This window comes from Streptomyces sp. NPDC047706, from assembly GCF_043204795.1.
Taxonomy (GTDB): Bacteria; Actinomycetota; Actinomycetes; order Streptomycetales; family Streptomycetaceae; genus Streptomyces.
In genome coordinates this window covers 58,149-81,179 of sequence record NZ_JBIDCW010000005.1, presented here as the reverse complement: position 1 = coordinate 81,179, position 23,031 = coordinate 58,149, and the positions used below count along the sequence as shown (strand labels likewise).

Sequence of the window (23,031 nt, the reverse complement as noted above, 5' to 3'; positions counted from 1 at the left end):
CAAGCCGCACTGTGTTTCGTACCTCGTACGCGGGCAGTACGTCGTACGTCGACACTGAGCGGTCCGACGGGCACGCTCCGGAACCGGTGCGACCACGCCACGTGACACTGGGTGCCACGGCTCAAGGAAGCGCCATCACCAGATATTTCCTCCGCCGCTTTGGCGGACCACCGCCCCGGCACGGTTCGGTCAGCAAGAACCGAAGCCGGACAGCACAACCGGTCGCCGAGCCAGACAGGCCGACGTCCGCTCCAGGGAAGGACCCTTCGTGAGCGACACCACCGATCTGATGGGCGCACGTGTCGAGGAGACCGCTGCCGCGCCCGCCACGGACGCCTCCGCGCCTGCCACCGGTGCCGGCTCCCGGCGGCGCCGCGGTACCGGCCTCGAGGGCATGGTGCTGGCCGAGCTGCAGCAGGTCGCATCCGGCCTCGGCATCAGGGGCACCGCGCGGATGCGCAAGAGCCAGCTGATCGAGGTCATCAAGGAGGCGCAGGCGGGAGGGGGAGCCCCGGCGAAGAACGCCGAGGCCGCCACCGAGACCAAGCCGAAGCGCCGCGCCACCTCCAAGGCGCGCACCGGCGAGGACGCACCCGCCGAGAAGGCCGCGGGGCCGGCCGAGGCGCCCGCCGAGAAGGCCGCGGCCCAGCAGCAGATCGAGATTCCCGGCCAGCCGGCTGGGGGCACCCCCCGCTCGAGCGAAGCCGAGAGTGGGGGAGATGACGCTCCCGCGGAGCGCCGCCGTCGCCGGGCCACCGCCGATGCCGGCAGCCCCGAGACGGTCGCCGCCGAGGCCAAGAGCGAGCCGAAGGCCGAGACGCCCGCGCAGCAGCCGCAGGGCGAGGCCAAGGGCGACGCCGGTGACGGCGGCGAGGGCCGTCGCCGCGACCGCCGTGAGCGCGGCCGAGACCGCGACCGCGATCGTGACCGCGACCGCCGCGGCAAGGGCGACGAGCAGCAGCAGGGCCAGGGCCAGGGCCAGCAGCGTCAGCAGCAGGGCGGCGGACAGGGCCAGAACGAGGACGACTTCGACGGTGGCCGGCGTGGCCGCCGCGGCCGCTACCGGGACCGGCGTGGCCGCCGGGGCCGTGACGAGATGGGCAGCAGCGAGCCGCAGATCGCCGAGGACGACGTCCTGATTCCGGTCGCGGGCATTCTGGACATCCTCGACAACTACGCCTTCATCCGCACCTCCGGCTACCTGCCGGGCCCGAACGACGTGTACGTCTCCCTCGCCCAGGTCCGCAAGAACGGCCTGCGCAAGGGCGATCACATCACCGGTGCGGTCCGTCAGCCCAAGGAAGGCGAGCGGCGCGAGAAGTTCAACGCCCTCGTGCGCCTGGACTCCGTCAACGGCATGGCACCCGAACACGGCCGTGGCCGCCCGGAGTTCAACAAGCTCACCCCGCTCTACCCGCAGGACCGGCTCCGTCTGGAGACGGACCCCGGCGTCCTCACCACCCGGATCATCGACCTGGTCTCGCCGATCGGTAAGGGCCAGCGTGGTCTGATCGTGGCCCCGCCGAAGACCGGCAAGACCATGATCATGCAGGCGATCGCCAACGCGATCACGCACAACAACCCCGAGTGCCACCTGATGGTCGTCCTGGTCGACGAGCGTCCGGAAGAGGTCACCGACATGCAGCGGTCGGTGAAGGGCGAGGTCATCTCCTCGACCTTCGACCGTCCGGCCGAGGACCACACCACGGTCGCCGAGCTGGCCATCGAGCGTGCCAAGCGCCTGGTGGAGCTGGGCCACGACGTCGTCGTGCTGCTCGACTCGATCACGCGTCTGGGCCGTGCGTACAACCTGGCCGCCCCGGCCTCCGGCCGCATCCTGTCCGGTGGTGTCGACTCGACCGCCCTGTACCCGCCGAAGCGCTTCTTCGGTGCGGCCCGCAACATCGAGGACGGCGGCTCGCTGACGATCCTCGCCACCGCCCTGGTGGACACCGGGTCCCGCATGGACGAGGTGATCTTCGAGGAGTTCAAGGGCACCGGCAACATGGAGCTCAAGCTCGACCGGAAGCTCGCCGACAAGCGCATCTTCCCGGCGGTGGACGTCGACGCGTCCGGCACCCGCAAGGAGGAGATCCTGCTCGGCTCCGAGGAGCTGGGCATCGTCTGGAAGCTGCGCCGGGTGCTGCACGCGCTGGACCAGCAGCAGGCGATCGAGCTGCTCCTCGACAAGATGAAGCAGACGAAGTCGAACGTCGAGTTCCTGATGCAGATCCAGAAGACGACGCCGACCCCCGGCAACGGCGACTGACCCTGCCCGGTCACAGCAGGCCGAGTCCGGCCCGCTGTGACCGGCCCGCTGTGACCGGCCTGCTGAAGGGCCGCATCCGTCACCTCCATGACGGATGCGGCCCTTCACAGCTTCATGTGCGACCGTGCCCCGAGTTTCGCCGTCCGACCGGACGGAGTGACGATGGTGTGGTGCAGCGCATGACCATTCCTGATCGCATTCCTGATCTCAGGGGGTACCCGCCATCCGACGAGAGCTGAGGAGCACATGCCTGCCGACAGCACGCCGGAGCCCGGTATACCGGGTGAGCCCGGCACACACGGCCCGCGCCGACGGTCCAGGGGCCCACGCCGCAAGCCCGGGGCGAAGGGCCGTAGAGGGCTGCTGATCGCGGCGTGGACGACGGCGGGCGTCGTCGTCCTCGGCGGCACCGGCTTCGGCTACGTCTACTTCACGCTCAACGGAAACCTCAGGAGCGTCGACATCGACCAGGTCCTGGGCACCGACCGGCCCGGCAAGGTCGACAACGGCTCCGAGAACATCCTGGTGCTCGGCTCCGACACCCGCGCGGGCGCCAACGACGAGCTCGGCGGCGGCGCCGACGACGGCAGCGCCCGCTCGGACACCGCGATGATCGTGCACGTCCACGAGGGCCGGAAGACGGCCAGCGTGGTCTCCATCCCGCGCGACACCCTCATCGACCGCCCCGCCTGCACGGACGCCGACGGCGGCACGCACGAAGCGGCCTCCCAGGTGATGTTCAACTCCGCGTACAGCACCGGCGGCGCCTCCTGCGCGGTGAAGACCGTCGAGTCCCTCACCGGCATCCGCATGGACCACTACCTGGAGGCCGACTTCGCCGGCTTCCAGCAGCTCATCGACGAGCTGGGCGGCGTCGAGGTGACCACGACGAAGGACATCGAGGACCCCGAGAGCCACCTCGACCTCGAGGCGGGCACCCACCGGCTCACCGGCGAGCAGGCCCTCGGCCTGGTCCGCACCCGGCACGGCGTGGGCGACGGCTCCGACCTCGGCCGCATCCAGCTCCAGCAGGCCTTCGTCAAGGCACTGGTCGAGCAGGTCGAGGACATCGGCCTGCTCACCAGCCCCAAGAAGCTGTACGACCTCGCCGACACGGCCACCAACACGGTCACGACCGACTCCGCCCTGGGCTCGGTCGACGCCCTGATGTCCTTCGCGAGCGGCCTCAAGGGCATCAGCGCCTCGAAGATGGACATGGTCACGATGCCGGTCCAGTACGACCCCGCCGACCCCAACCGTGTCCTCCTCGACGAGACCAGGGCCCGGCAGGTCTGGACGGCCCTGAAGAACGACAGGCCGATCCCGGAGTCGGCCACCGAGGGAACGGCGACGGGCGAGGCGAAGGGCGTGGTCAGCGCCCCGTGAGGGGCGCGGTGACTGCGCGATCAGCCACAACGCAACGAGCAGCCGCAGGCGGCGATCGATCGCCGGCCCGAGCCGCGCACCCACCCCTCACGCGCACGGAATAGAACACACCAACCCCCGGTTTTGGGGGATGGCCCCAGTCCTGGCAGACTGGTACGTCGGCTCCGGTTCACGCTCCCGCATCCCGCGGCTGCGACCCGGCGCCCTCCCGAACCATAGGAGACACCTTGAAGCGCGACATCCACCCCGAGTACGTCGAGACGCAGGTCAGCTGCACCTGCGGCGCGTCGTTCACCACCCGCAGCACCATCGAGTCCGGCACCATCCGGGCCGAGGTCTGCTCCGAGTGCCACCCGTTCTACACGGGCAAGCAGAAGATCCTCGACACCGGTGGCCGTGTGGCCCGCTTCGAGGCCCGCTTCGGCAAGGCCTCCGGCTCCAAGAAGTAGCGAGCCTCCTTTCGCCGGTCCACGGCCGCGCCCCTCCACGGGCGCGCCGGGACCGGCGTTTTTGGTCGCCCGCCCACTTCACCCCGTACGTATTCACAGGAGCCAAGATGTTCGAGGCCGTCGAGGAGCTCGTCGCCGAGCACGCCGACCTGGAGAAGCAGCTCGCCGACCCGTCGGTCCACTCCGACCAGGCAGGCGCGCGCAAGCTGAACAAGCGCTACGCCGAACTCACCCCGATCGTCGCCACGTACCGCTCCTGGAAGCAGTCGGGTGACGACCTCGAGACGGCCCGCGAACTGGGCGCCGACGACCCCGAGTTCGCCGCCGAGGTCAAGGTGCTGGAGCAGCAGCGCGAGGACCTCACCGAGAAGCTCCGGCTGCTGCTGGTCCCGCGCGACCCCAGCGACGACAAGGACGTCATCCTGGAGATCAAGGCGGGCGCAGGCGGCGACGAGTCCGCGCTGTTCGCCGGCGACCTGCTGCGCATGTATCTGCGCTACGCCGAGCGGGTCGGCTGGAAGACCGAGATCATCGACGCCACCGAGTCCGAGCTGGGCGGCTACAAGGACGTCCAGGTCGCCGTGAAGACCAAGGGCGGCCAGGGTGCCACCGAGCCGGGGCAGGGCGTGTGGGCACGGCTGAAGTACGAGGGCGGTGTGCACCGCGTGCAGCGCGTGCCCGCCACCGAGTCCCAGGGGCGCATCCACACCTCCGCCGCCGGCGTGCTCGTCACGCCGGAGGCCGAGGAGATCGACGTCGAGATCAACCCGGGCGATCTGCGCATCGACGTCTACCGGTCCTCCGGTCCGGGCGGGCAGTCGGTGAACACCACCGACTCCGCCGTGCGCATCACGCACATTCCGACCGGAGTCGTCGCCTCCTGCCAGAACGAGAAGAGCCAGCTGCAGAACAAGGAGCAGGCACTGCGTATCCTGCGCTCCAGGCTGCTCGCAGCGGCGCAGGAGGAGGCGGAGAAGGAGGCCGCCGACGCCCGCCGCAGCCAGGTCCGCACGGTCGACCGCTCCGAGAAGATCCGTACGTACAACTTCCCGGAGAACCGCATCTCGGACCACCGCGTCGGCTTCAAGGCGTACAACCTGGACCAGGTCCTTGACGGCGAGCTCGACGCGGTGATCCAGGCCTGCGTCGACGCGGACTCGGCCGCCAAGCTCGCAGCCGCGTAAGGCACTTACGAGTACGACGGAGGACCAGCGTGCAGCCATCTTTTGGGGGGCGACCCCCAGGCCCCCGCAGTCTGCTGCTCGCGGAGGTGGCCCAGGCCACCCAGCGGCTGGCCGACGCCGGCGTGCCCTCGCCGCGCACCGACGCGGAGGAGCTCGCCGCGTTCGTGCACGGCGTGAAGCGGGGCGAGTTGCACTCCGTGAAGGACTCCGACTTCGACGCCCGCTACTGGGAGGTCATCGCGCGCCGCGAGCAGCGCGAACCGCTCCAGCACATCACCGGCCGGGCCTTCTTCCGGTACCTGGAACTCCAGGTCGGGCCGGGCGTGTTCGTGCCGCGCCCGGAGACCGAGTCCGTGGTCGGCTGGGCCATAGACGCCGTGCGCGCCATGGACGTGGTCGAGCCGCTGATCGTCGACCTGTGCACCGGCTCCGGCGCCATCGCGCTGGCGCTCGCCCAGGAGGTGCCGCGCTCCCGTGTGCACGCCGTGGAGCTGTCCGAGGACGCGCTGCGCTGGACCCGTAAGAACGTCGAGGGGTCGCGGGTGGACCTGCGGCAGGGGAACGCCCTGACCGCCTTCCCCGACCTCGACGGCCAGGTCGACCTCGTCATCTCCAACCCGCCGTACATCCCGCTCACGGAGTGGGAGTACGTCGCTCCCGAGGCCCGGGACTACGACCCCGAGCTGGCGCTGTTCTCCGGCGAGGACGGCCTCGACCTCATCCGCGGCCTGGAGCGCACCGCGCACCGGCTGCTGCGCCCCGGCGGCGTCGTCGTCATCGAGCACGCCGACACCCAGGGCGGCCAGGTGCCGTGGATCTTCACCGAGGAGCGGGGCTGGGCCGACGCCGCCGACCACCCCGACCTGAACAACCGCCCGCGCTTCGCCACCGCCCGTAAGGCGCTGCCGTGAGCACCCACCAGACTTCACCCCCGCAGTACGGGCACGAGGAGGACCGCTGAAATGGCACGGCGATACGACACCAACGACGCCACCGACCGCGTGACCGGTCTGCGTGAGGCCGCGTCCGCGGTCCGCCGTGGCGAGCTGGTGGTCCTCCCCACCGACACCGTGTACGGCATCGGTGCCGACGCGTTCTCCTCCGAGGCCGTCTCCGACCTGCTGGCGGCCAAGGGCCGGGGCCGGAACATGCCCACCCCCGTCCTCATCGGCTCCCCGAACACCCTGCACGGCCTGGTCACCGACTTCTCCGAGCTGGCCTGGGAGCTGGTCGACGCGTTCTGGCCGGGCGCGCTGACGCTCGTCGCCAAGCACCAGCCGTCGCTCCAGTGGGACCTCGGCGACACCCGGGGCACGGTCGCCGTGCGCATGCCCCTGCACCCCGTCGCCATCGAGCTGCTCACCGAGGTCGGCCCGATGGCCGTGTCGTCGGCGAACCTCACCGGCCACCCGGCGCCGGAGGACTGCGACGCCGCCCAGCAGATGCTCGGCGACTCCGTCTCCGTCTACCTCGACGGCGGCCCGACCCCCGGCAACGTGCCGTCCTCCATCGTCGACGTCACCGGCCCGGTGCCCGTCCTGCTGCGGGAGGGCGCCCTCTCGCCGGACGAGCTGCGCAAGGTCGTACCCGACCTTGAGGTGGCCAATTGACAGCCCCTGACTCCAAGCTCTCGGCTCCGCTCGAGCAGGGGGCACCCCCATGCGTGGCATAGGCAACCGGGAAAGCGCGGCGGAGATCACGACGACCTTCGTCGGGCTGCCGCGCGACAGCTTCCGCATCCTCCACGTCAGCACCGGAAACGTGTGCCGCTCGCCCATCACCGAGCGGCTGACCCGGCATTTCGTGTCGGAGCGGCTCGGGGTTCTCGGCGGCGGGCTGATCGTGGAGAGCGCCGGCACCTGGGGCCACGAGGGGGCGCCCATGGAGGCCAACGCCGAGACGGTGCTGGCCGACTTCGGCGCGGACGCCTCCGGCTTCGTGGGCCGGGAGCTGCTGGACGAGCATGTGATCCGCGCCGACCTGGTACTCACCGCCACCCGTGACCACCGCGCCCAGGTGATCTCGATGGGGCACTCGGCGGGGCTGCGCACCTTCACGCTGAAGGAGTTCACCCGGCTGGTGAAGGCCATCGACCCGGCGACGCTGCCGCCGCTGGAGGACGGGGTGGTCGCCCGGGCCCGCGCGCTGGTGCGGGCCGCCGCCGCGCTGCGCGGCTGGCTGCTGGCGCCCACCGCCGAGGCCGACGAGGTGTACGACCCGTACGGGGCGCCGCTGACGTTCTTCCGGTCGGTCGGCGACGAGATACACCAGGCGCTGGACCCCGTGGTGACGGCGCTGACGGGGGTGGCGGCCCGGACCTGAGTCCCCGCCGCCACCGCGCCGTACGACAGCGGGCGCCTGCGACCGCCCCGGCCTACATTGGACCTACGTCATCGTCGACGCCCGGAGTCCACCATGCCGGTCACCCATGCCCCAGGGGCCGATCTGCTGCGCCGGCAGGATCCCGCCCTCGCCGAGATCCTGCTCGGGGAACTGGACCGGCAGTCCACCACGCTCCAGCTGACCGCCGCCGAGAACTTCGCCTCGCCGGCCGTGCTGGCCGCCCTCGGCTCGCCCCTGGCCAACAAGTACGCGGAAGGGTATCCCGGCGCCCGCCACCACGGGGGCTGCGAGATCGTCGACGTCGCCGAGGGGCTCGCCGTCCGGCGCGCCCAGGCCCTGTTCGGCGCCGAGCACGCCAACGTCCAGTCGCACTCGGGCAGTTCGGCCGTCCTGGCCGCCTACGCCGCCCTGCTGCGCCCCGGTGACACGGTCCTCGCCCTGGGCCTGCCGTACGGCGGCCACCTCACGCACGGCTCGCCCGCCAACTTCTCCGGCCGCTGGTTCGACTTCGTCGGCTACGGCGTCGACGAGGAGACCGGCCTGATCGCCTACGACCAGGTGCGCACCCTGGCCCGCGCCCACCGCCCCAAGGCGATCGTGTGCGGCTCGATCTCCTACCCACGGCACATGGACTACGCCTACTTCCGCGAGGTGGCCGACGAGGTGGGCGCCTACCTCATCGCCGACGCGGCCCATCCCATCGGGCTCGTCGCCGGAGGAGCGGCGCCGAGCCCGGTGCCCTACGCCGACGTCGTGTGCGCCACCACACACAAGGTGCTGCGCGGTCCGCGCGGCGGCATGCTCCTGTGCGGCGCCGATCTCGCCGAACGCGTCGACCGGGCGGTCTTCCCCTTCACCCAGGGCGGCGCCCAGATGCACACCATCGCCGCCAAGGCCGTGGCCTTCGGCGAGGCGGCAACACCGGCCTTCCAGGCGTACGCCCATCAGGTGGTCGCCAACGCCCGGTTCCTGGCCGCCGCGCTCGCCGCCGAGGGGCTCGCCGTCACCACCGGCGGCACGGACACCCACCTGATCACCGCGGATCCGGCCCCGCTCGGCGTCGACGGCCGCGCCGCCCGCGGCAGGCTCGCCGCCGCCGGGATGGTCCTCGACTGCTGCGCCCTGCCGCACGACGCCCGTGGCCTGCGGCTGGGCACCGCCGCCGTCACCACGCAGGGGATGGGGGAGGGTGAGATGGCTCGCATCGCCAAGCTGCTGGCGGAGGTGGTGCGGGACCAGGCCGACAGCCGGCAGGTGCGTGAAGAAGTGCGGGATCTCGCCGGGGGATTTCCGCCCTATCCGCGGTGAGACGGAGCAGCCGGACATCCGTACACAGCCACGCATGCAACCATCGTCGCTACCCGGAAGTCCCCACTGATATGCGTCCCTCGCTAGGGTGTGGGGCTGAGATGGCCAGCGAGACCTGTGGGGAAGCCCGTGCGTGAATACCTGCTGACGCTCTGCATCACGGCCGCGGTGACGTACCTGCTGACAGGGCCGGTGCGGAAGTTCGCGATCGTGGCCGGGGCGATGCCGGAGATCCGGGCACGTGACGTGCACCGGGAGCCCACTCCACGGCTCGGCGGGATCGCGATGTTCTTCGGCCTGTGCGCGGGCCTGCTGGTCGCCGACCACCTCACCAACCTCAGCGAGGTCTTCGAGAAGTCCAACGAGCCACGCGCCCTGCTCTCCGGGGCGGCGCTGATCTGGCTCATCGGTGTCCTGGACGACAAGTTCGAGATCGACGCCCTGATCAAGCTGGGCGGCCAGATGATCGCCGCGGGCGTCATGGTGATGCAGGGTCTGACGATCCTGTGGCTGCCGGTGCCGGGCGTCGGCACGGTCGCGCTGACCCAGTGGCAGGGCACGCTGCTGACGGTGGCGCTGGTCGTCATCACGATCAACGCGGTCAACTTCGTCGACGGTCTGGACGGGCTGGCCGCGGGCATGGTGTGCATCGCGGCCTGCGCGTTCTTCATGTACACCTACCGGATCTGGTACTCGTACGGCATCGAGGCCGCCGCCCCCGCCACCCTCTTCGCCGCGGTGCTGATGGGTATGTGCCTGGGCTTCCTGCCGCACAACATGCACCCGGCCCGCATCTTCATGGGCGACTCCGGCTCGATGCTCATCGGCCTGGTGCTGGCGGCGGGTGCGATCTCGGTCACGGGGCAGGTCGACCCGGACCTGATGAACCTGTTCACCGGCTCGGAGCGCAACGCCGTGCACCAGATGGTGCCCGTCTACATCCCGCTGCTGATGCCGCTGACCATCATCGCCATCCCGGCGGCGGACCTGATCCTCGCGATCGTGCGCCGCACCTGGCGGGGCCAGTCGCCGTTCGCCGCGGACCGGGGGCACCTGCACCACCGGCTGCTGGAGATCGGTCACTCGCACAGCCGGGCCGTGCTCATCATGTACTTCTGGTCGGCGCTGATCGCCTTCGGCGCCCTCGGCTACTCCGTGAACTCGGCGTCCATGTGGATCGTGCTGGGCGTGGTCCTGCTCAGCGCCATCGGCCTGATCCTCCTGCTGCTGCCCCGCTTCACCCCGCGCGCCCCGTTGTGGGCCGAACACTTCGTGCCGCCGCGCTACCGCAGGCGCCGGGTCGGGCCGCAGCCCGTGACCGGCGTCCCCGCCGAGGCTCCGGCCGAGGAGGAGGAACGGGAGCGCACTCCGGTGGCCGTGGGGGTCTCGGGTGTCAACGGAGCGACGGCGGTCGGCTCCCGCTCGCGCTTCACAAGGTAAGAATCTGACTAATGCATTGCCATGCCGTGGGGGAGCGAACGCCCCAATACCAGACAACTCGCCCCGGATTCTGCACAGACGCGCACCATCACTCTCATGTGTGACAGTGCGCACACCCCCAGGTAAAGACCTCATCAAATAGTTTGTGATACGGTTCACGAGAACCCCCGGACAGAGCCGCCGGACCGTGGTGCGACGGTCCACCGGCATGAGGTTCTCTCTCAGCCCGGGACTACGCTCGTCCATGACGACACCCTGCCCCCTGTGAAAGCGGAGTTGCCGCCATGCCGTCCAATGACGCCCGGAACCTTCTGCAGACAGCTGTGCCCGCAGCGGCTGTCGGTGTGGTCACGGTCGCGGTCAGTGGTGTGGTCGCCGGCGGCAAGGGGGCGCTCGGTGCCGGCGTCGGCGCACTGCTCGCCATCCTCTTCATGGGGATCGGTCTGTTCGTCCTGCAGTGGACGGCGAAAACGCTCCCCCAGCTGTTCCAGGCCATGGGGATGATGCTCTACGTCGCCCAGCTCCTGCTGCTCCTGATCTTCGTCGCCCTCTTCAAGGACACCTCTCTCTTCAATCCGAAGACGTTCGCCGTCGGTCTCGTCGTCGCGACCGTGGTGTGGATGGCCGCGCAGGCCCGTGCGCACATGAAGGCCAAGATCTTCTACGTCGATCCGGACGCCGTGAAGAGCGAGAAGCCCGAGAAGACAGGGCCTTCGTCGTGAGGGGTAGGGGCGGGATAAGGGCCAGTGAGATCTCCTGCTATCGTCCGGTGCCAACTGCGGCATCGCGGGCGCGGGCATCCGAGCTGACGCCTGCTCGATCGCGAGGCTTGATGTCCCCCAGCCGCCCCCACATCCGTAACACCTGTCCGGTGCCGACCCGCGGCCTTGTGCCGCGCCGACACAACGAGGTTGCCGTACCCATGCGTCACGCCGAAGGAGCCCGTGGTGAGTGCTGACCAGACCCAGCTCGCCTTTGACTGGAGTTGTCGGATCATGTCCGACAACGGGTGTGGCTTTCCGGCTCCGGGCCTGCACTCGTTCCTCTTCCAGCCGATCGCCACGGTGGGAGGGTACGAGTTCAACAAGGTGATGCTGCTCGCGCTCATCACCACCGTTCTTGTCGTCGGCTTCTTCTGGGCGGCCTTCGGCAAGGCGAAGGTGGTTCCGGGCAAGCTCCAGATGATCGGCGAGGCCGGCTACGACTTCGTGCGCCGCGGCATCGTCTACGAGACCCTCGGCAAGCGAGAGGGCGAGAAGTACGTCCCGCTCATGGTCTCGCTGTTCTTCTTCATCTGGATCATGAACATCTGGTCCGTGATCCCCCTGGCACAGTTCCCGGTGTCGTCGATCATCGCGTACCCGATGGTGCTGGCCGCGATCGTCTACTTCACCTGGGTCGGACTGACCTTCAAGCGCCACGGGTTCGTCGGCTTCTTCAAGAACGTCACCGGCTACGACAAGTCGCTCGGCCCGGTGCTGCCGCTCGTCATGATCATCGAGTTCTTCTCGAACCTGCTGGTCCGCCCGTTCACGCACGCCGTGCGACTGTTCGCCAACATGTTCGCCGGCCACCTGATGCTGGTCATGTTCACCGTCGCCTCCTGGTACCTGCTGAACAGCTGGCTGATCCCGGCGGCGGGCGTCTCGTTCCTCATGACGATCGCGATGATCCTCTTCGAGCTCTTCGTGCAGGCCGTCCAGGCGTACGTCTTCGTACTGCTGGCCTGCACCTACATCCAGGGCGCTCTGGCCGAGCACCACTGAGCCCCTACCGCCCGCAAGCCCCAGAACGTCCGGTGGCCAACCCCCGCCGGTCCATGAAAGAGAAGGAAGATTCAGCATGGCTGCCACTGAGACCCTCGCCGCTGTCTCCGGTTCGCTCGGCTCCATCGGCTACGGCCTCGCCGCCATCGGCCCCGGCATCGGCGTCGGCATCATCTTCGGCAACGGCACCCAGGCCCTGGCCCGTCAGCCCGAGGCTGCCGGCCTGATCCGCGCCAACCAGATCCTGGGCTTCGCCTTCTGTGAGGCGCTCGCCCTGATCGGCATCGTTATGCCGTTCGTGTTCGGTGTGTAAGTAGTCACCGCTTACCCGACACGATTCGACGAAAGGCACTGATGTGATCGCCAACCTGGTGCAGCTGGCGGCCGAGGAGGAGCAGAGCCCGCTCATCCCGCCGGGCCCCGAGCTGCTCGTCGGCACCATCGCCTTCGCCGTCGTCTTCTTCTTCTTCTGGAAGAAGCTGCTTCCGAACATCAACAAGGTTCTGGAGGAGCGCCGCGCGGCGATCGAAGGCGGTATTGAAGAGGCCGAGACCATGAAGGTCGAGGCTCAGAGCGTCCTTGAGCAGTACAAGGCCCAGCTCGCCGAGGCCCGGCACGAGGCCGCGCGGCTGCGCCAGGAGGCTCAGGAGCAGGGTGCCGCGCTCATCGCCGAGATGCGCGCGGAAGGCCAGCGGCAGCGCGAGGAGATCGTCGCCGCCGGTCACACCCAGATCGAGGCCGACCGCAAGGCCGCCTCGTCCGCGCTCCGTCAGGACGTCGGCAAGCTGGCCACCGAGCTGGCCGGCAAGCTGGTCGGTGAGTCCCTCGAGGACCACGCCCGCCAGAGCCGCGTGATCGACCGCTTCCTCGACGACCTCGAGGAGAAGGCCGAGGCGTCGCGATGAACGGAGCGAGCCGCGAGGCCCTGGCAGCCGCACGTGAGCGTCTCGACGCGCTGACGGACGCCACGTCCGTGGACACGGCGCGGCTCGCCGACGAGCTGGCCGCGGTGACCGCGCTGCTCGACCGCGAGGTCGGCCTGCGCCGGGTCCTCACCGACCCGGCGCAGGCCGGTGAGAACAAGGCCGAGCTGGTCCAGCGCCTGCTGGGTGCCCAGATCGGCGGCGAGACCGCGGACCTGGTGTCCGGCATGGTGCGCTCCCGCTGGTCGCAGTCGCGTGACCTGGTGGACGCGCTGGAGGAGTTGGCGAGCACCGCCGACCTCACCGCCGCACAGCAGGGCGGCACGCTCGACAGCGTGGAGGACGAACTGTTCCGGTTCGGCCGGATCGTCGCCTCCAGCACCGAGCTGCGCGCCGCGCTGACCGACCGCAAGGCCACCACCGCTGCCAAGAGCGAGCTGCTGCGCAGCCTGCTCGGCGGGCGGGCGGCCCCGGCCACCGAGCGTCTGGTGACGCGCCTTGTGACCGCGCCGCGGGGACGTAGCCTGGAAGCGGGACTGGAGTCCCTGTCCAAGCTCGCCGCCGAGCGGCGGGACCGCATGGTGGCCGTCGTCACCTCGGCGGTGCCGCTGAGCGACGTGCAGAAGCAGCGCCTCGGCGCCGCCCTCGCGAAGCTCTACGGCCGTCAGATGCACCTCAACCTCGACCTGGACCCCGAGGTCCTGGGCGGGATCCGGGTGCAGGTCGGTGACGAGGTCATCAACGGCTCCCTCGCGGACCGCATCGCGGACGCCGAGCGCCGGCTGGCGAGCTAGCCGCAACTGAACACGCAAGTCGTACTTACGGCCCGGTTGGGCCGTGCAGAGGATTCACCTCTCTTAGGGGGGAGTCCCCATCCCCCCAAAGTGAAACTTCGGGCCCAACAAGGAGAGCAGGGAACCCAGATGGCGGAGCTCACGATCCGGCCGGAGGAGATCCGGGACGCACTGGAGACCTTCGTCCAGTCGTACAAGCCGGACGCGGCCTCGCGCGAGGAGGTCGGTACGGTCACCCTTGCCGGCGACGGCATCGCGAAGGTCGAGGGTCTGCCCTCGGCCATGGCCAACGAACTGCTGAAGTTCGAGGACGGCACCCTCGGCCTCGCCCTCAACCTCGAGGAGCGCGAGATCGGTGCCATCGTCCTCGGTGAGTTCAGCGGTATCGAGGAGGGGCAGCCGGTCACCCGCACCGGTGAGGTCCTCTCCGTCGCGGTCGGCGAGGGCTACCTCGGCCGCGTGGTCGACCCCCTCGGCAACCCGATCGACGGCCTCGGCGAGATCGAGACCTCGGGCCGCCGCGCCCTTGAGCTGCAGGCCCCCACGGTCATGCAGCGCAAGTCGGTGCACGAGCCGATGGAGACCGGCTACAAGGCCGTCGACGCGATGACCCCGATCGGCCGTGGTCAGCGTCAGCTGATCATCGGTGACCGCCAGACCGGCAAGACCGCCCTGGCCGTCGACACGATCATCAACCAGCGCGACAACTGGCGCACCGGCGACCCGAACAAGCAGGTCCGCTGCATCTACGTCGCCATCGGCCAGAAGGGCTCCACCATCGCGTCGGTCCGCCGCGCGCTGGAGGAGAACGGCGCGCTGGAGTACACGACCATCGTCGCCGCCCCGGCGTCCGACCCGGCCGGCTTCAAGTACCTGGCGCCGTACACCGGTTCGGCCATCGGCCAGCAGTGGATGTACGAGGGCAAGCACGTCCTCATCATCTTCGACGACCTGTCGAAGCAGGCCGACGCCTACCGTGCCGTGTCCCTGCTGCTGCGCCGCCCGCCGGGCCGTGAGGCCTACCCGGGTGACGTCTTCTACCTGCACTCCCGCCTGCTGGAGCGCTGCGCGAAGCTCTCCGACGAGATGGGTGCCGGCTCGATGACCGGTCTGCCGATCGTCGAGACCAAGGCCAACGACGTCTCGGCGTTCATCCCGACCAACGTCATCTCCATCACCGACGGCCAGTGCTTCCTGGAGTCGGACCTGTTCAACGCCGGTCAGCGCCCCGCGCTGAACGTCGGTATCTCCGTCTCCCGAGTCGGTGGTTCCGCGCAGCACAAGGCGATGAAGCAGGTCTCCGGCCGTCTGCGCGTGGACCTGGCCCAGTTCCGTGAGCTGGAGGCGTTCGCCGCCTTCGGTTCCGACCTGGACGCCGCGTCGAAGTCGCAGCTGGAGCGCGGTCAGCGGATGGTCGAGCTGCTGAAGCAGGCTCAGTACCAGCCGATGTCCACCGAGGACCAGGTCGTCTCCGTCTGGGCCGGCACCACCGGCAAGATGGACGAGGTGCCGGTCGCCGACATCCGCCGCTTCGAGAAGGAGCTCCTGGAGTACCTGCACCGCAAGGAGCAGGGCCTCATGACCTCCATCAAGGAGGGCGGCAAGATGTCGGACGACACCCTCACGGCCGTCGCCGACGCCATCGCCGAGTTCAAGAAGCAGTTCGAGACCTCGGACGGCAAGCTGCTCGGCGAGGACGCTCCGTCCGCCGCCAAGTGACGTAAGGAAGGGACCTGACTCATGGGAGCCCAGCTCCGGGTCTACAAGCGTCGCATCCGATCCGTCACCGCGACCAAGAAGATCACCAAGGCGATGGAGATGATCGCCGCCTCGCGTGTCGTCAAGGCGCAGCGCAAGGTGGCGGCCTCCACGCCGTACGCGCAGGAACTGACCCGCGCGGTCACGGCGGTCGGCACCGGGTCGAACACCAAGCACCCGCTGACCACCCAGGCCGAGAGGGTCACCCGGTCCGCGGTGCTGCTGCTGACCAGCGACCGGGGTCTGGCCGGTGCGTTCAACTCCAACGCCATCAAGGCGGCGGAGCAGCTCACCGAGCAGCTGGAGCGGGAGGGCAAGCAGGTCGACACGTACATCGTCGGCCGGCGCGGTGTCGCCCACTACAACTTCCGTGAGCGCAGGATCGCGGAGTCGTGGAGCGGCTTCACCGACGAGCCCTCGTACGTGGATGCCAAGAAGGTCGCGGCGCCGCTGATCGAGGCCATCGAGAAGGAGACGGCCGACGGCGGCGTGGACGAGCTCCACATCGTCTTCACCGAGTTCGTCTCGATGATGACGCAGACCGCGCAGGGCGCGCGGCTGTTGCCGCTCAGCCTCGAAGAGGTCGCCGCGGAGGCCAGGCCCAAGGGCGAGATCCTCCCGCTGTACGACTTCGAGCCGTCGGCGGAGGACGTTCTGGACGCCCTGCTGCCGCGGTACGTCGAGAGCCGGATCTACAACGCGCTGCTCCAGTCGGCCGCTTCGAAGCACGCCGCCACCCGGCGTGCGATGAAGTCGGCCACCGACAACGCGGGCGAGCTGATCAACACGCTCTCCCGTCTTGCCAACGCGGCCCGCCAGGCCGAAATCACCCAGGAAATCAGCGAGATCGTCGGTGGCGCGAGCGCCCTGGCCGACGCGACCGCGGGGAGTGACAACTAATGACCACCACTGTTGAGCCGACCGCTGCGTCGGGCGTGGCCACCGGCCGCGTCGCGCGGGTCATCGGCCCGGTCGTCGACGTGGAGTTCCCCGTCGACGCGATGCCGGACATCTACAACGCCCTTCACGTCGAGGTGGCCGACCCGGCCAACGCCGGCGAGAAGAAGACGCTGACCCTGGAGGTCGCCCAGCACCTGGGTGACGGCCTGGTCCGGACCATCTCCATGCAGCCCACCGACGGTCTGGTCCGCCAGGCCGCGGTCACCGACACCGGCACGGGCATCACCGTCCCGGTCGGCGACTTCACCAAGGGCAAGGTGTTCAACACCCTCGGTGAGGTGCTGAACGTCGACGAGACCTACGACGGTGAGCGCTGGTCCATCCACCGCAAGGCGCCGAACTTCGACGAGCTCGAGTCGAAGACCGAGATGTTCGAGACCGGCGTCAAGGTCATCGACCTTCTCACCCCGTACGTCAAGGGTGGAAAGATCGGTCTGTTCGGTGGTGCCGGCGTCGGCAAGACGGTGCTCATCCAGGAGATGATCTACCGCGTCGCCAACAACCACGACGGTGTCTCCGTGTTCGCCGGTGTCGGTGAGCGCACCCGTGAGGGCAACGACCTCATCGAGGAGATGTCGGAGTCGGGCGTCATCGACAAGACCGCGCTGGTCTTCGGTCAGATGGACGAGCCCCCGGGCACCCGTCTGCGCGTCGCGCTGGCCGGCCTGACCATGGCCGAGTACTTCCGTGACGTCCAGAAGCAGGACGTGCTGTTCTTCATCGACAACATCTTCCGCTTCACGCAGGCCGGTTCCGAGGTGTCGACCCTGCTCGGCCGTATGCCCTCCGCGGTGGGCTACCAGCCGAACCTGGCCGACGAGATGGGTCTCCTCCAGGAGCGCATCACCTCGACCCGTGGTCACTCGATCACCTCGATGCAGGCGATCTACGTCCCCGCGGACGACCTGACCGACCCGGCCCCGGCCACCACGTTCGCCCACCTCGACGCGACTACGGTGCTCTCCCGTCCGATCTCCGAGAAGGGCATCTACCCGGCCGTGGACCCGCTGGACTCCACGTCCCGCATCCTGGACCCGCGGTACATCGCGCAGGAACACTACGACGCCGCGATGCGCGTCAAGAACATCCTGCAGAAGTACAAGGACCTCCAGGACATCATCGCGATCCTCGGTATCGACGAGCTCGGCGAGGAGGACAAGCTCGTCGTCCACCGTGCCCGTCGCGTGGAGCGCTTCCTGTCCCAGAACACCCACGTCGCCAAGCAGTTCACCGGCGTGGACGGCTCGGACGTGCCGCTGGACGAGTCGATCGCCGCGTTCAACGCGATCTGCGACGGCGAGTACGACCACTTCCCCGAGCAGGCCTTCTTCATGTGCGGTGGTCTTGAGGACCTCAAGAAGAACGCCAAGGAGCTGGGCGTCTCCTGACCCGGGCCTCGTCGCTCGTGTCGTGAGGGGGCGGGGTCGTCCCGCCCCCTCTGTCACGCCTATTAGACTTGTAACCAACACCCGGCAGAACCGCCGGGTGGTGACCCGAGGAGCCACCCTTGGCTGCTGAGCTGCACGTCGAGCTGGTCGCTGCCGACCGCCAGGTCTGGTCCGGCGAGGCCACCCTGGTCGTCGCGCGCACCACGTCCGGCGACATCGGCGTCATGCCCGGTCACCAGCCGCTGCTCGGTGTGCTGGAATCGGGCCCGGTGACCATCCGTACGAGTGATGGTGCAACGGTCGTCGCCGCGGTGCACGGCGGTTTCATCTCGTTCGCGGACAACAAGCTGTCGCTGCTGGCCGAGGTCGCCGAACTGGCCGACGAGATCGACGTCAAGCGTGTCGAGCAGGACCTGGAGCGCGCGAAGGCGGAGGACGACGCGGAGGCCAGGCGCCGCGCGGACGTCCGGCTTCGTGCGGCGACGGCGGCGCGTTGATCCAGCCCGCCGTGCGATGACGCCCCTCAGCCGCGGTCAGCACCGGAGCAATCCGGCGCTGACCGCGGCTGAGGCAGATCTGGGTGTTTTTACGTTCCGTTACCTAGGAGACGAGGAGGTCGGTGCCGATGGTCCTCGCTCTGACTGTGTGCGGAGTGGTCGTCGCCCTGGTGGTGCTGGGGCTGTTCGTCTTCGGCCTGCGCCGCAGGCTCATCCAGCGCTCCGGCGGCACCTTCGACTGCAGCCTGCGCTGGGACGTCCCCGAGAAGCCCGACACCGGGGGCAAGGGCTGGGCCTACGGTGTGGCCCGCTACAACGGCGACCGTGTCGAGTGGTTCCGCGTCTTCTCCTACGCCCCCCGCCCGCGCCGCACCCTGGAGCGCTCCGCGATCGAGGTGGCCGGCCGTCGTCCTCCCGAGGGCGAGGAGGAGCTGGCGCTGCTCTCCGACTCGGTGATCCTCACCTGTCTGCACCGGGGCACGCGTGTGGAACTCGCGATGAGCGAAGACGCGCTGACCGGTTTCCTCGCGTGGCTTGAGGCAGCCCCGCCCGGTCAGCGCGTCAACGTTGCTTAGGACTTATGTGGCTCGGGCTACTTCAGCCCGTTGCTGATGGCGGTCACCAGCTCACCGTTGCTGGTGTCGCCGCTGAACTCCCAGGAGAACGCGCCGCCCAGACCCTGGCTCTTGGCCCAGGCCATCTTCCCGGCGATCGTCGACGGGGTGTCGTACGACCACCAGTTGCTGCCGCAGTGCGCGTAGGCCGTGCCGGCGATGGTGCCGTTCGACGGGCAGGAGTTCTTGAGGACCTTGTAGTCCTCGATGCCGGGCTCGTAGGTGCCCGGTGCCGCGCCGGTGGCCGAGCCGCCGGGGGCGGACTGGGTGACGCCCGTCCAGCCGCGGCCGTAGAAGCCGATGCCGAGCAGCAGCTTGGCGGACGGGACTCCCTTCGCCTTCAGCTTGGCGATCGCGTCGGCTGAGTTGAAGCCCGCCGCGGGGATGCCGGGGTACGAGGTGAGCGGGGAGTGCGGGGCGGTCGGGCCGTCCGCGTCGAAGGCGCCGAAGTAGTCGTACGTCATCACGTTGTACCAGTCGAGGTACTGGGCGGCGCCGCCGTAGTCGGCCGCGTCGATCTTGCCGCCGTTGGAGCCGTCGGCGGTGATGGCCGCGGTGACCAGGTAGTTGGAGCCGAACTCGGTGCGCAGCGCCGACATCAGGTTCCTGAACGCCGCCGGGCCGGAGGTGTCGCAGGTCAGACCGCAGGCGTTCGGGTACTCCCAGTCGATGTCGATGCCGTCGAAGACGTCGGCCCAGCGCGGGTCCTCCACGACGGCCTTGCAGGACTTGGCGAACGCGGTAGCGTTCTGCGCGGCCTGGCCGAAGCCGCCGGAGTAGGTCCAGCCGCCGAAGGAGTACAGCACCTTGATGTGCGGGTACTTCGCCTTCAGCTGGCGCAGCTGGTTGAAGTTGCCGCGCAGCGGCTGGTCCCAGGTGTCGGCGGTGCCGCTGACGGACTGGTCGGCGGTGTAGGCCTTGTCGTAGGCGGCGTAGGTGTCGTCGACGGTGCACTGACCGTTCCTGACGTTGCCGAACGCGTAGTTGATGTGGGTGATCTTCGAGGCGGAGCCCGAGGTCACCAGGTTCTTCACGTGGTAGTTGCGGCCGTAGACGCCCCACTCGGTGAAGTAGCCGAGGTTGATCTTCGTGCCGGGGCCGGGACCCGGGTCGGTGCCGCCGCCGGTGGTGCGCACCGCGCGGGCGCCGGAGACCGGGCCGGTCTGGTCGGCGGTGTCACGGGCCTGGACGGTGTAGGAGTAGTCGGTGCCGGCGGTGAGGCCGGTGTCCGTCCAGCTGGTTCCGGTGACGGTGGCGACCTTGGTGCCGCCCCGCAGGACGTCGTAGTTCTTGATGCCCTTGTCGTCGGTGGCCGCGCTCCAGCTCAGCTTCACCGAGGTGTTGGTGATGTCGGAGGCCGAGGGGGTGCCGGGGGCACTCGGCGGGTTGTCGCCGGGGACCGAGCCGCCGTCGCAGCTGCCGCCGTTGAGCTTGCAGTTGGCCGGGGCGCCGGAGCCTGTGCCGTTGAACCCGAAGGAGACGGAGGCGCCGGGGGCGAGGGTGCCGTTCCAGGACTTGTTCTTGGCCGTCCAGTGGTTGCCCGAGGAGGTGATGTCGGCGTCCCAGCCGGAGGTGACGGACGTGCCGGAGGGGAAGTCCCACTCCACGGTCCAGGAGTTGATGGTGGTGGTGCCGGTGTTCTTGACCGTCCACTTGCCCTCGAAGCCGGAGCCCCAGTCCTGGGTCTTGGCGTAGGTGGCGGTGGCTTGGGTGGCTGCCTGGGCGGGGGCGGCGAGGCCGACCAGGCCGGCGAAGGGGAGCAGCAGGGTCGCGAACCCTGCCGCGGCTCTGTGTCTGAAGCGCATGCTGCGCCTCCTTATGGGGTTGTCGGGGGCATGACTGAGCCATCAGACCCTCAGTGCCCGCGAGAATAGAAAGGTCTGTACCATAGGTCAATAGGTCTGGACCACTGTTCCCCAGGTGACCGCTAGATTCCCAACTCCTGTGCCAGGACGGCGGCTTGGACCCGGCTGCGCAGCTCCAGCTTCCCCAACAGCCGACTGACGTGCGTCTTCACCGTCGCCTCGGCCATGTCGAGGCGAGCCGCGACATCGGCGTTGGACATGCCCTCGCCGAGACAGGAGAGCACCTCGCGCTCGCGCCGGGTCAGGCAGTCCAGCACGGAGGGGTCGGCCTTCGGCTCCCGCACCGGCTTGGCCGCGAACTCGGCGATCAGCCGGCGGGTGACCGCCGGTGCGATCAGGCCCTCCCCGCGCGCCACCGTGCGCACCGCCTCCAGCAGATCCCTCGCCTCCGTGTTCTTCAGCAGGAACCCCGAGGCGCCCGCGCGCAGCGCGCCGAACACGTACTCGTCGAGGTCGAAGGTGGTCAGCACGAGGACGTCGGCCAGGCCCTCCGCCACCACCTGCCGGGTCGCAGACACCCCGTCAAGGCACGGCATCTGAACGTCCATCAGCACCAGATCGGGCCGGAGCTCACGGGCCAGCGTGACGGCCTGCTCGCCGTCGCAGGCCTCGCCGGCCACCTCGATGTCGGGCGCGCTGCCCAGGATGAGCACGAGCCCGGCGCGCACGGCGGACTGGTCCTCGGCGACGAGCACGCGGATCATGGGGTTCTCTCCTTCGGCGGATGTGTCGCGGCTGCGCCGCCACGACGGCGCGGGGGCGGACACGCGGCGGCGGCATGGCGGCCTCATGACACGCCCCCGTCCTCCCCCACGGGCAGCGTCGCCCGTACGGCCCAGATCCTGCTCTCGGGGGAGTCCTGCGGCCCGGCCTCGAAGGTGCCGTCCAGGAGGGCGGCGCGTTCCCGCATGCCGACCAGGCCGGCGCCGGACCCGGGCGCCCGTGGCCCGTCGCGGTCGCCGTACGGGCTGGTCACGGTGATGTCCAGCGAGCCGTTGTGCCGCAGCAGCGCGACCGTGACCCGGCCGGGACCGGCGTGCTTGAGGGCGTTGGTGAGGGACTCCTGCACGATCCGGTACGCGGCCAGCTCGACCGGTGCCGGCAGTGCCTCGCCGTGCCCGGCGTCGAGGGTGACGTCGAGGCCGTTGGCCCGGGCGGTCCTGACGAGCGCGCCGAGGCCGTCGAGGGTGGGTGCGACGGGGCTGCCCCCCTGCCCGAGCGAGGCGGAGAGCCCGGTGCGCGGTTCGGTGTCGCCGCTGTCGTCCCGCAGGATGCCGATCAGCCGTCGCATCTCCGCGAGCCCCGCGACGCTGTTCTCGCGGATGACGCCGAGGGCCTGCCGGGTGGTCTGCGGTTCGTCGAGGGAGAGCGCGGCCGTGGAGTGGATGGCGATCGCGGAGAGGTGGTTGGCGACCATGTCGTGCAACTCCCGTGCCACCCGGGCGCGTTCGGCCGTGACGGCCTGGACGCGGTCCATCTCGGCCAGCAGCGCCGTCTGCTCGGCACGCAGCCGGGCGGACTCGGCGGCCTCCCGGTGGTTGCGCACGATAAGACCGGTGGAGGCGGGCGCGAAGGCGACGATGCCGGTGGCCACGCCGATGAGCAGGGCTTCCGGCTCCCGCCACATCGCGAACGGCACGATCGTCCCGGCCACCGTGAGCAGGCCGGTGATCCAGGGGATGCGGCGGGCCGAGGCGGGAGTGCCGTACAGGACGGCCGCGTACATCACGTCGGTGTACATCAGGACGGTGACCAGATTGCCCTGCGTGACGGTATCCGTGATCAACGCGGCCGTGGCGGTCAGCAGGGCGGTGCGCGGGGCGGCCCGGCGCAGCACCTCGCAGCCCGCCATGACGACGAGCGGCACCAGCAGGGGCCAGGCGCCGGGCAGCAGCACCATGGGCTGGCCGGCCGGGCGGAGCCCGAGGCCGATGCCCCACAGCAGCAGGCCGCCGAGCAGGCCGGTCAGCCCGACGTACAGGTCGAAGCGGTGCGGGCGGGGGAGTCGTACGGCCATGGCTCCATCCAACACGGCGGACACCGCCGGTGCCTGATCCCCTGGACGGGTCCGCGAGTACATCGAAGGA

Annotated in this window: 22 protein-coding genes; 19 read left to right on the top strand and 3 right to left on the bottom strand. The window is 69.6% G+C overall.

Annotated elements, in window-relative coordinates; translation table 11 throughout:
- Positions 1-268 precede the first annotated feature (268 nt).
- The 19 genes from rho to ACGF8A_RS07520 all read left to right on the top strand — a co-directional run bounded on the left by rho (position 269) and on the right by ACGF8A_RS07520 (position 19,040).
- Complete coding sequence (gene rho, locus ACGF8A_RS07610) at positions 269-2,269, top strand: transcription termination factor Rho (RefSeq protein ID WP_393105293.1); 2,001 nt, start codon at positions 269-271, stop codon at positions 2,267-2,269.
- Between the two features lie 246 nt (positions 2,270-2,515).
- Complete coding sequence (locus ACGF8A_RS07605; RefSeq protein WP_393105291.1) at positions 2,516-3,655, top strand: LCP family protein; 1,140 nt, start codon at positions 2,516-2,518, stop codon at positions 3,653-3,655.
- Positions 3,656-3,882: 227 nt separating this feature from the next.
- Positions 3,883-4,104, top strand: a complete 222-nt coding sequence (gene rpmE / locus ACGF8A_RS07600; RefSeq protein WP_393105289.1) for a 50S ribosomal protein L31 — start codon at positions 3,883-3,885, stop codon at positions 4,102-4,104.
- Positions 4,105-4,211: 107 nt separating this feature from the next.
- Positions 4,212-5,288, top strand: coding sequence for a peptide chain release factor 1 (gene prfA, locus ACGF8A_RS07595; RefSeq protein ID WP_393105287.1), 1,077 nt, complete (start codon positions 4,212-4,214; stop codon positions 5,286-5,288).
- A 71-nt stretch (positions 5,289-5,359) separates the two neighbouring features.
- The gene (prmC, locus tag ACGF8A_RS07590) at positions 5,360-6,199 is read left to right on the top strand and encodes a peptide chain release factor N(5)-glutamine methyltransferase (RefSeq protein WP_385376874.1); all 840 of its coding nucleotides are present in this window, start codon (positions 5,360-5,362) and stop codon (positions 6,197-6,199) included.
- A 51-nt stretch (positions 6,200-6,250) separates the two neighbouring features.
- Positions 6,251-6,898: an L-threonylcarbamoyladenylate synthase gene (locus tag ACGF8A_RS07585; protein WP_393105285.1), complete on the top strand. Its 648-nt coding sequence runs from the start codon at positions 6,251-6,253 to the stop codon at positions 6,896-6,898.
- A gap of 49 nt (positions 6,899-6,947) precedes the next feature.
- A complete protein-coding gene (locus ACGF8A_RS07580; protein WP_393105283.1) occupies positions 6,948-7,610 on the top strand; it encodes a protein-tyrosine-phosphatase in 663 nt (220 codons plus the stop codon).
- Between the two features lie 93 nt (positions 7,611-7,703).
- Complete coding sequence (gene glyA / locus ACGF8A_RS07575) at positions 7,704-8,939, top strand: serine hydroxymethyltransferase (RefSeq protein WP_393105281.1); 1,236 nt, start codon at positions 7,704-7,706, stop codon at positions 8,937-8,939.
- Between the two features lie 129 nt (positions 8,940-9,068).
- Entirely contained in the window at positions 9,069-10,379 is a 1,311-nt protein-coding gene (locus ACGF8A_RS07570; RefSeq protein WP_393105279.1) for an MraY family glycosyltransferase, read from the top strand.
- A gap of 284 nt (positions 10,380-10,663) precedes the next feature.
- Entirely contained in the window at positions 10,664-11,101 is a 438-nt protein-coding gene (locus ACGF8A_RS07565) for a hypothetical protein (RefSeq protein WP_393105277.1), read from the top strand.
- A 273-nt stretch (positions 11,102-11,374) separates the two neighbouring features.
- Positions 11,375-12,145, top strand: a complete 771-nt coding sequence (gene atpB, locus ACGF8A_RS07560; RefSeq protein ID WP_393105703.1) for a F0F1 ATP synthase subunit A — start codon at positions 11,375-11,377, stop codon at positions 12,143-12,145.
- Between the two features lie 76 nt (positions 12,146-12,221).
- Positions 12,222-12,458 carry an ATP synthase F0 subunit C gene (gene atpE, locus ACGF8A_RS07555; protein WP_189701479.1) on the top strand — a complete coding sequence of 79 codons (237 nt, stop codon included), beginning with the start codon at positions 12,222-12,224 and terminating at the stop codon, positions 12,456-12,458.
- A 43-nt stretch (positions 12,459-12,501) separates the two neighbouring features.
- Positions 12,502-13,050, top strand: coding sequence for a F0F1 ATP synthase subunit B (locus ACGF8A_RS07550; RefSeq protein ID WP_393105274.1), 549 nt, complete (start codon positions 12,502-12,504; stop codon positions 13,048-13,050).
- Positions 13,047-13,862: a F0F1 ATP synthase subunit delta gene (locus ACGF8A_RS07545; RefSeq protein ID WP_393105272.1), complete on the top strand. Its 816-nt coding sequence runs from the start codon at positions 13,047-13,049 to the stop codon at positions 13,860-13,862. The genes ACGF8A_RS07550 and ACGF8A_RS07545 overlap by 4 nt, the downstream gene beginning before the upstream one ends.
- Positions 13,863-13,991: 129 nt before the next feature.
- On the top strand, positions 13,992-15,581 hold the full coding sequence (gene atpA, locus ACGF8A_RS07540) for a F0F1 ATP synthase subunit alpha (protein ID WP_393105270.1): 1,590 nt from the start codon (positions 13,992-13,994) through the stop codon (positions 15,579-15,581).
- 21 nt (positions 15,582-15,602) lie between these two features.
- Positions 15,603-16,520 (top strand): F0F1 ATP synthase subunit gamma, encoded by a 918-nt coding sequence (locus tag ACGF8A_RS07535; protein WP_393105268.1) that lies wholly within the window; start codon positions 15,603-15,605, stop codon positions 16,518-16,520.
- Entirely contained in the window at positions 16,520-17,968 is a 1,449-nt protein-coding gene (atpD, locus tag ACGF8A_RS07530; protein WP_393105266.1) for a F0F1 ATP synthase subunit beta, read from the top strand. Before ACGF8A_RS07535 ends, atpD begins: the two co-directional genes overlap by 1 nt.
- A gap of 119 nt (positions 17,969-18,087) precedes the next feature.
- The gene (locus tag ACGF8A_RS07525) at positions 18,088-18,465 is read left to right on the top strand and encodes a F0F1 ATP synthase subunit epsilon (protein ID WP_393105264.1); all 378 of its coding nucleotides are present in this window, start codon (positions 18,088-18,090) and stop codon (positions 18,463-18,465) included.
- 128 nt (positions 18,466-18,593) lie between these two features.
- A complete protein-coding gene (locus ACGF8A_RS07520; protein WP_393105262.1) occupies positions 18,594-19,040 on the top strand; it encodes a DUF2550 domain-containing protein in 447 nt (148 codons plus the stop codon).
- Positions 19,041-19,057: 17 nt separating this feature from the next.
- On the opposite strand, the gene ACGF8A_RS07515 is transcribed toward ACGF8A_RS07520, so the two are convergent.
- The 3 genes from ACGF8A_RS07515 to ACGF8A_RS07505 form a co-directional block, all read right to left on the bottom strand.
- A complete protein-coding gene (locus tag ACGF8A_RS07515) occupies positions 19,058-20,884 on the bottom strand; it encodes a glycosyl hydrolase family 18 protein (protein WP_393105260.1) in 1,827 nt (608 codons plus the stop codon).
- A 122-nt stretch (positions 20,885-21,006) separates the two neighbouring features.
- Positions 21,007-21,648 carry a response regulator gene (locus tag ACGF8A_RS07510; protein ID WP_393105258.1) on the bottom strand — a complete coding sequence of 214 codons (642 nt, stop codon included), beginning with the start codon at positions 21,646-21,648 and terminating at the stop codon, positions 21,007-21,009.
- An 83-nt stretch (positions 21,649-21,731) separates the two neighbouring features.
- Positions 21,732-22,961 (bottom strand): sensor histidine kinase, encoded by a 1,230-nt coding sequence (locus ACGF8A_RS07505; RefSeq protein ID WP_393105256.1) that lies wholly within the window; start codon positions 22,959-22,961, stop codon positions 21,732-21,734.
- Between the last annotated feature and the right edge of the window lie 70 nt (positions 22,962-23,031).

What these genes read in the sequence shown, in the direction of transcription:
- prfA (WP_393105287.1), top strand. Translation starts at nt 4,212, where the DNA reads ATGTTCGAGGCCGTCGAGGAGCTCGTCGCCGAGCACGCCGACCTGGAG.
- glyA (WP_393105281.1), top strand. Translation starts at nt 7,704, where the DNA reads ATGCCGGTCACCCATGCCCCAGGGGCCGATCTGCTGCGCCGGCAGGAT.
- ACGF8A_RS07565 (WP_393105277.1), top strand. Translation starts at nt 10,664, where the DNA reads ATGCCGTCCAATGACGCCCGGAACCTTCTGCAGACAGCTGTGCCCGCA.
- ACGF8A_RS07585 (WP_393105285.1), top strand. Translation starts at nt 6,251, where the DNA reads ATGGCACGGCGATACGACACCAACGACGCCACCGACCGCGTGACCGGT.
- ACGF8A_RS07605 (WP_393105291.1), top strand. Translation starts at nt 2,516, where the DNA reads ATGCCTGCCGACAGCACGCCGGAGCCCGGTATACCGGGTGAGCCCGGC.
- atpB (WP_393105703.1), top strand. Translation starts at nt 11,375, where the DNA reads ATGTCCGACAACGGGTGTGGCTTTCCGGCTCCGGGCCTGCACTCGTTC.
- ACGF8A_RS07520 (WP_393105262.1), top strand. Translation starts at nt 18,594, where the DNA reads ATGGTCCTCGCTCTGACTGTGTGCGGAGTGGTCGTCGCCCTGGTGGTG.
- atpE (WP_189701479.1), top strand. Translation starts at nt 12,222, where the DNA reads ATGGCTGCCACTGAGACCCTCGCCGCTGTCTCCGGTTCGCTCGGCTCC.
- ACGF8A_RS07535 (WP_393105268.1), top strand. Translation starts at nt 15,603, where the DNA reads ATGGGAGCCCAGCTCCGGGTCTACAAGCGTCGCATCCGATCCGTCACC.
- ACGF8A_RS07510 (WP_393105258.1), bottom strand. Translation starts at nt 21,648, where the DNA reads ATGATCCGCGTGCTCGTCGCCGAGGACCAGTCCGCCGTGCGCGCCGGG.
- ACGF8A_RS07505 (WP_393105256.1), bottom strand. Translation starts at nt 22,961, where the DNA reads ATGGCCGTACGACTCCCCCGCCCGCACCGCTTCGACCTGTACGTCGGG.
- ACGF8A_RS07545 (WP_393105272.1), top strand. Translation starts at nt 13,047, where the DNA reads ATGAACGGAGCGAGCCGCGAGGCCCTGGCAGCCGCACGTGAGCGTCTC.
- ACGF8A_RS07515 (WP_393105260.1), bottom strand. Translation starts at nt 20,884, where the DNA reads ATGCGCTTCAGACACAGAGCCGCGGCAGGGTTCGCGACCCTGCTGCTC.
- atpD (WP_393105266.1), top strand. Translation starts at nt 16,520, where the DNA reads ATGACCACCACTGTTGAGCCGACCGCTGCGTCGGGCGTGGCCACCGGC.
- atpA (WP_393105270.1), top strand. Translation starts at nt 13,992, where the DNA reads ATGGCGGAGCTCACGATCCGGCCGGAGGAGATCCGGGACGCACTGGAG.
- ACGF8A_RS07580 (WP_393105283.1), top strand. Translation starts at nt 6,948, where the DNA reads ATGCGTGGCATAGGCAACCGGGAAAGCGCGGCGGAGATCACGACGACC.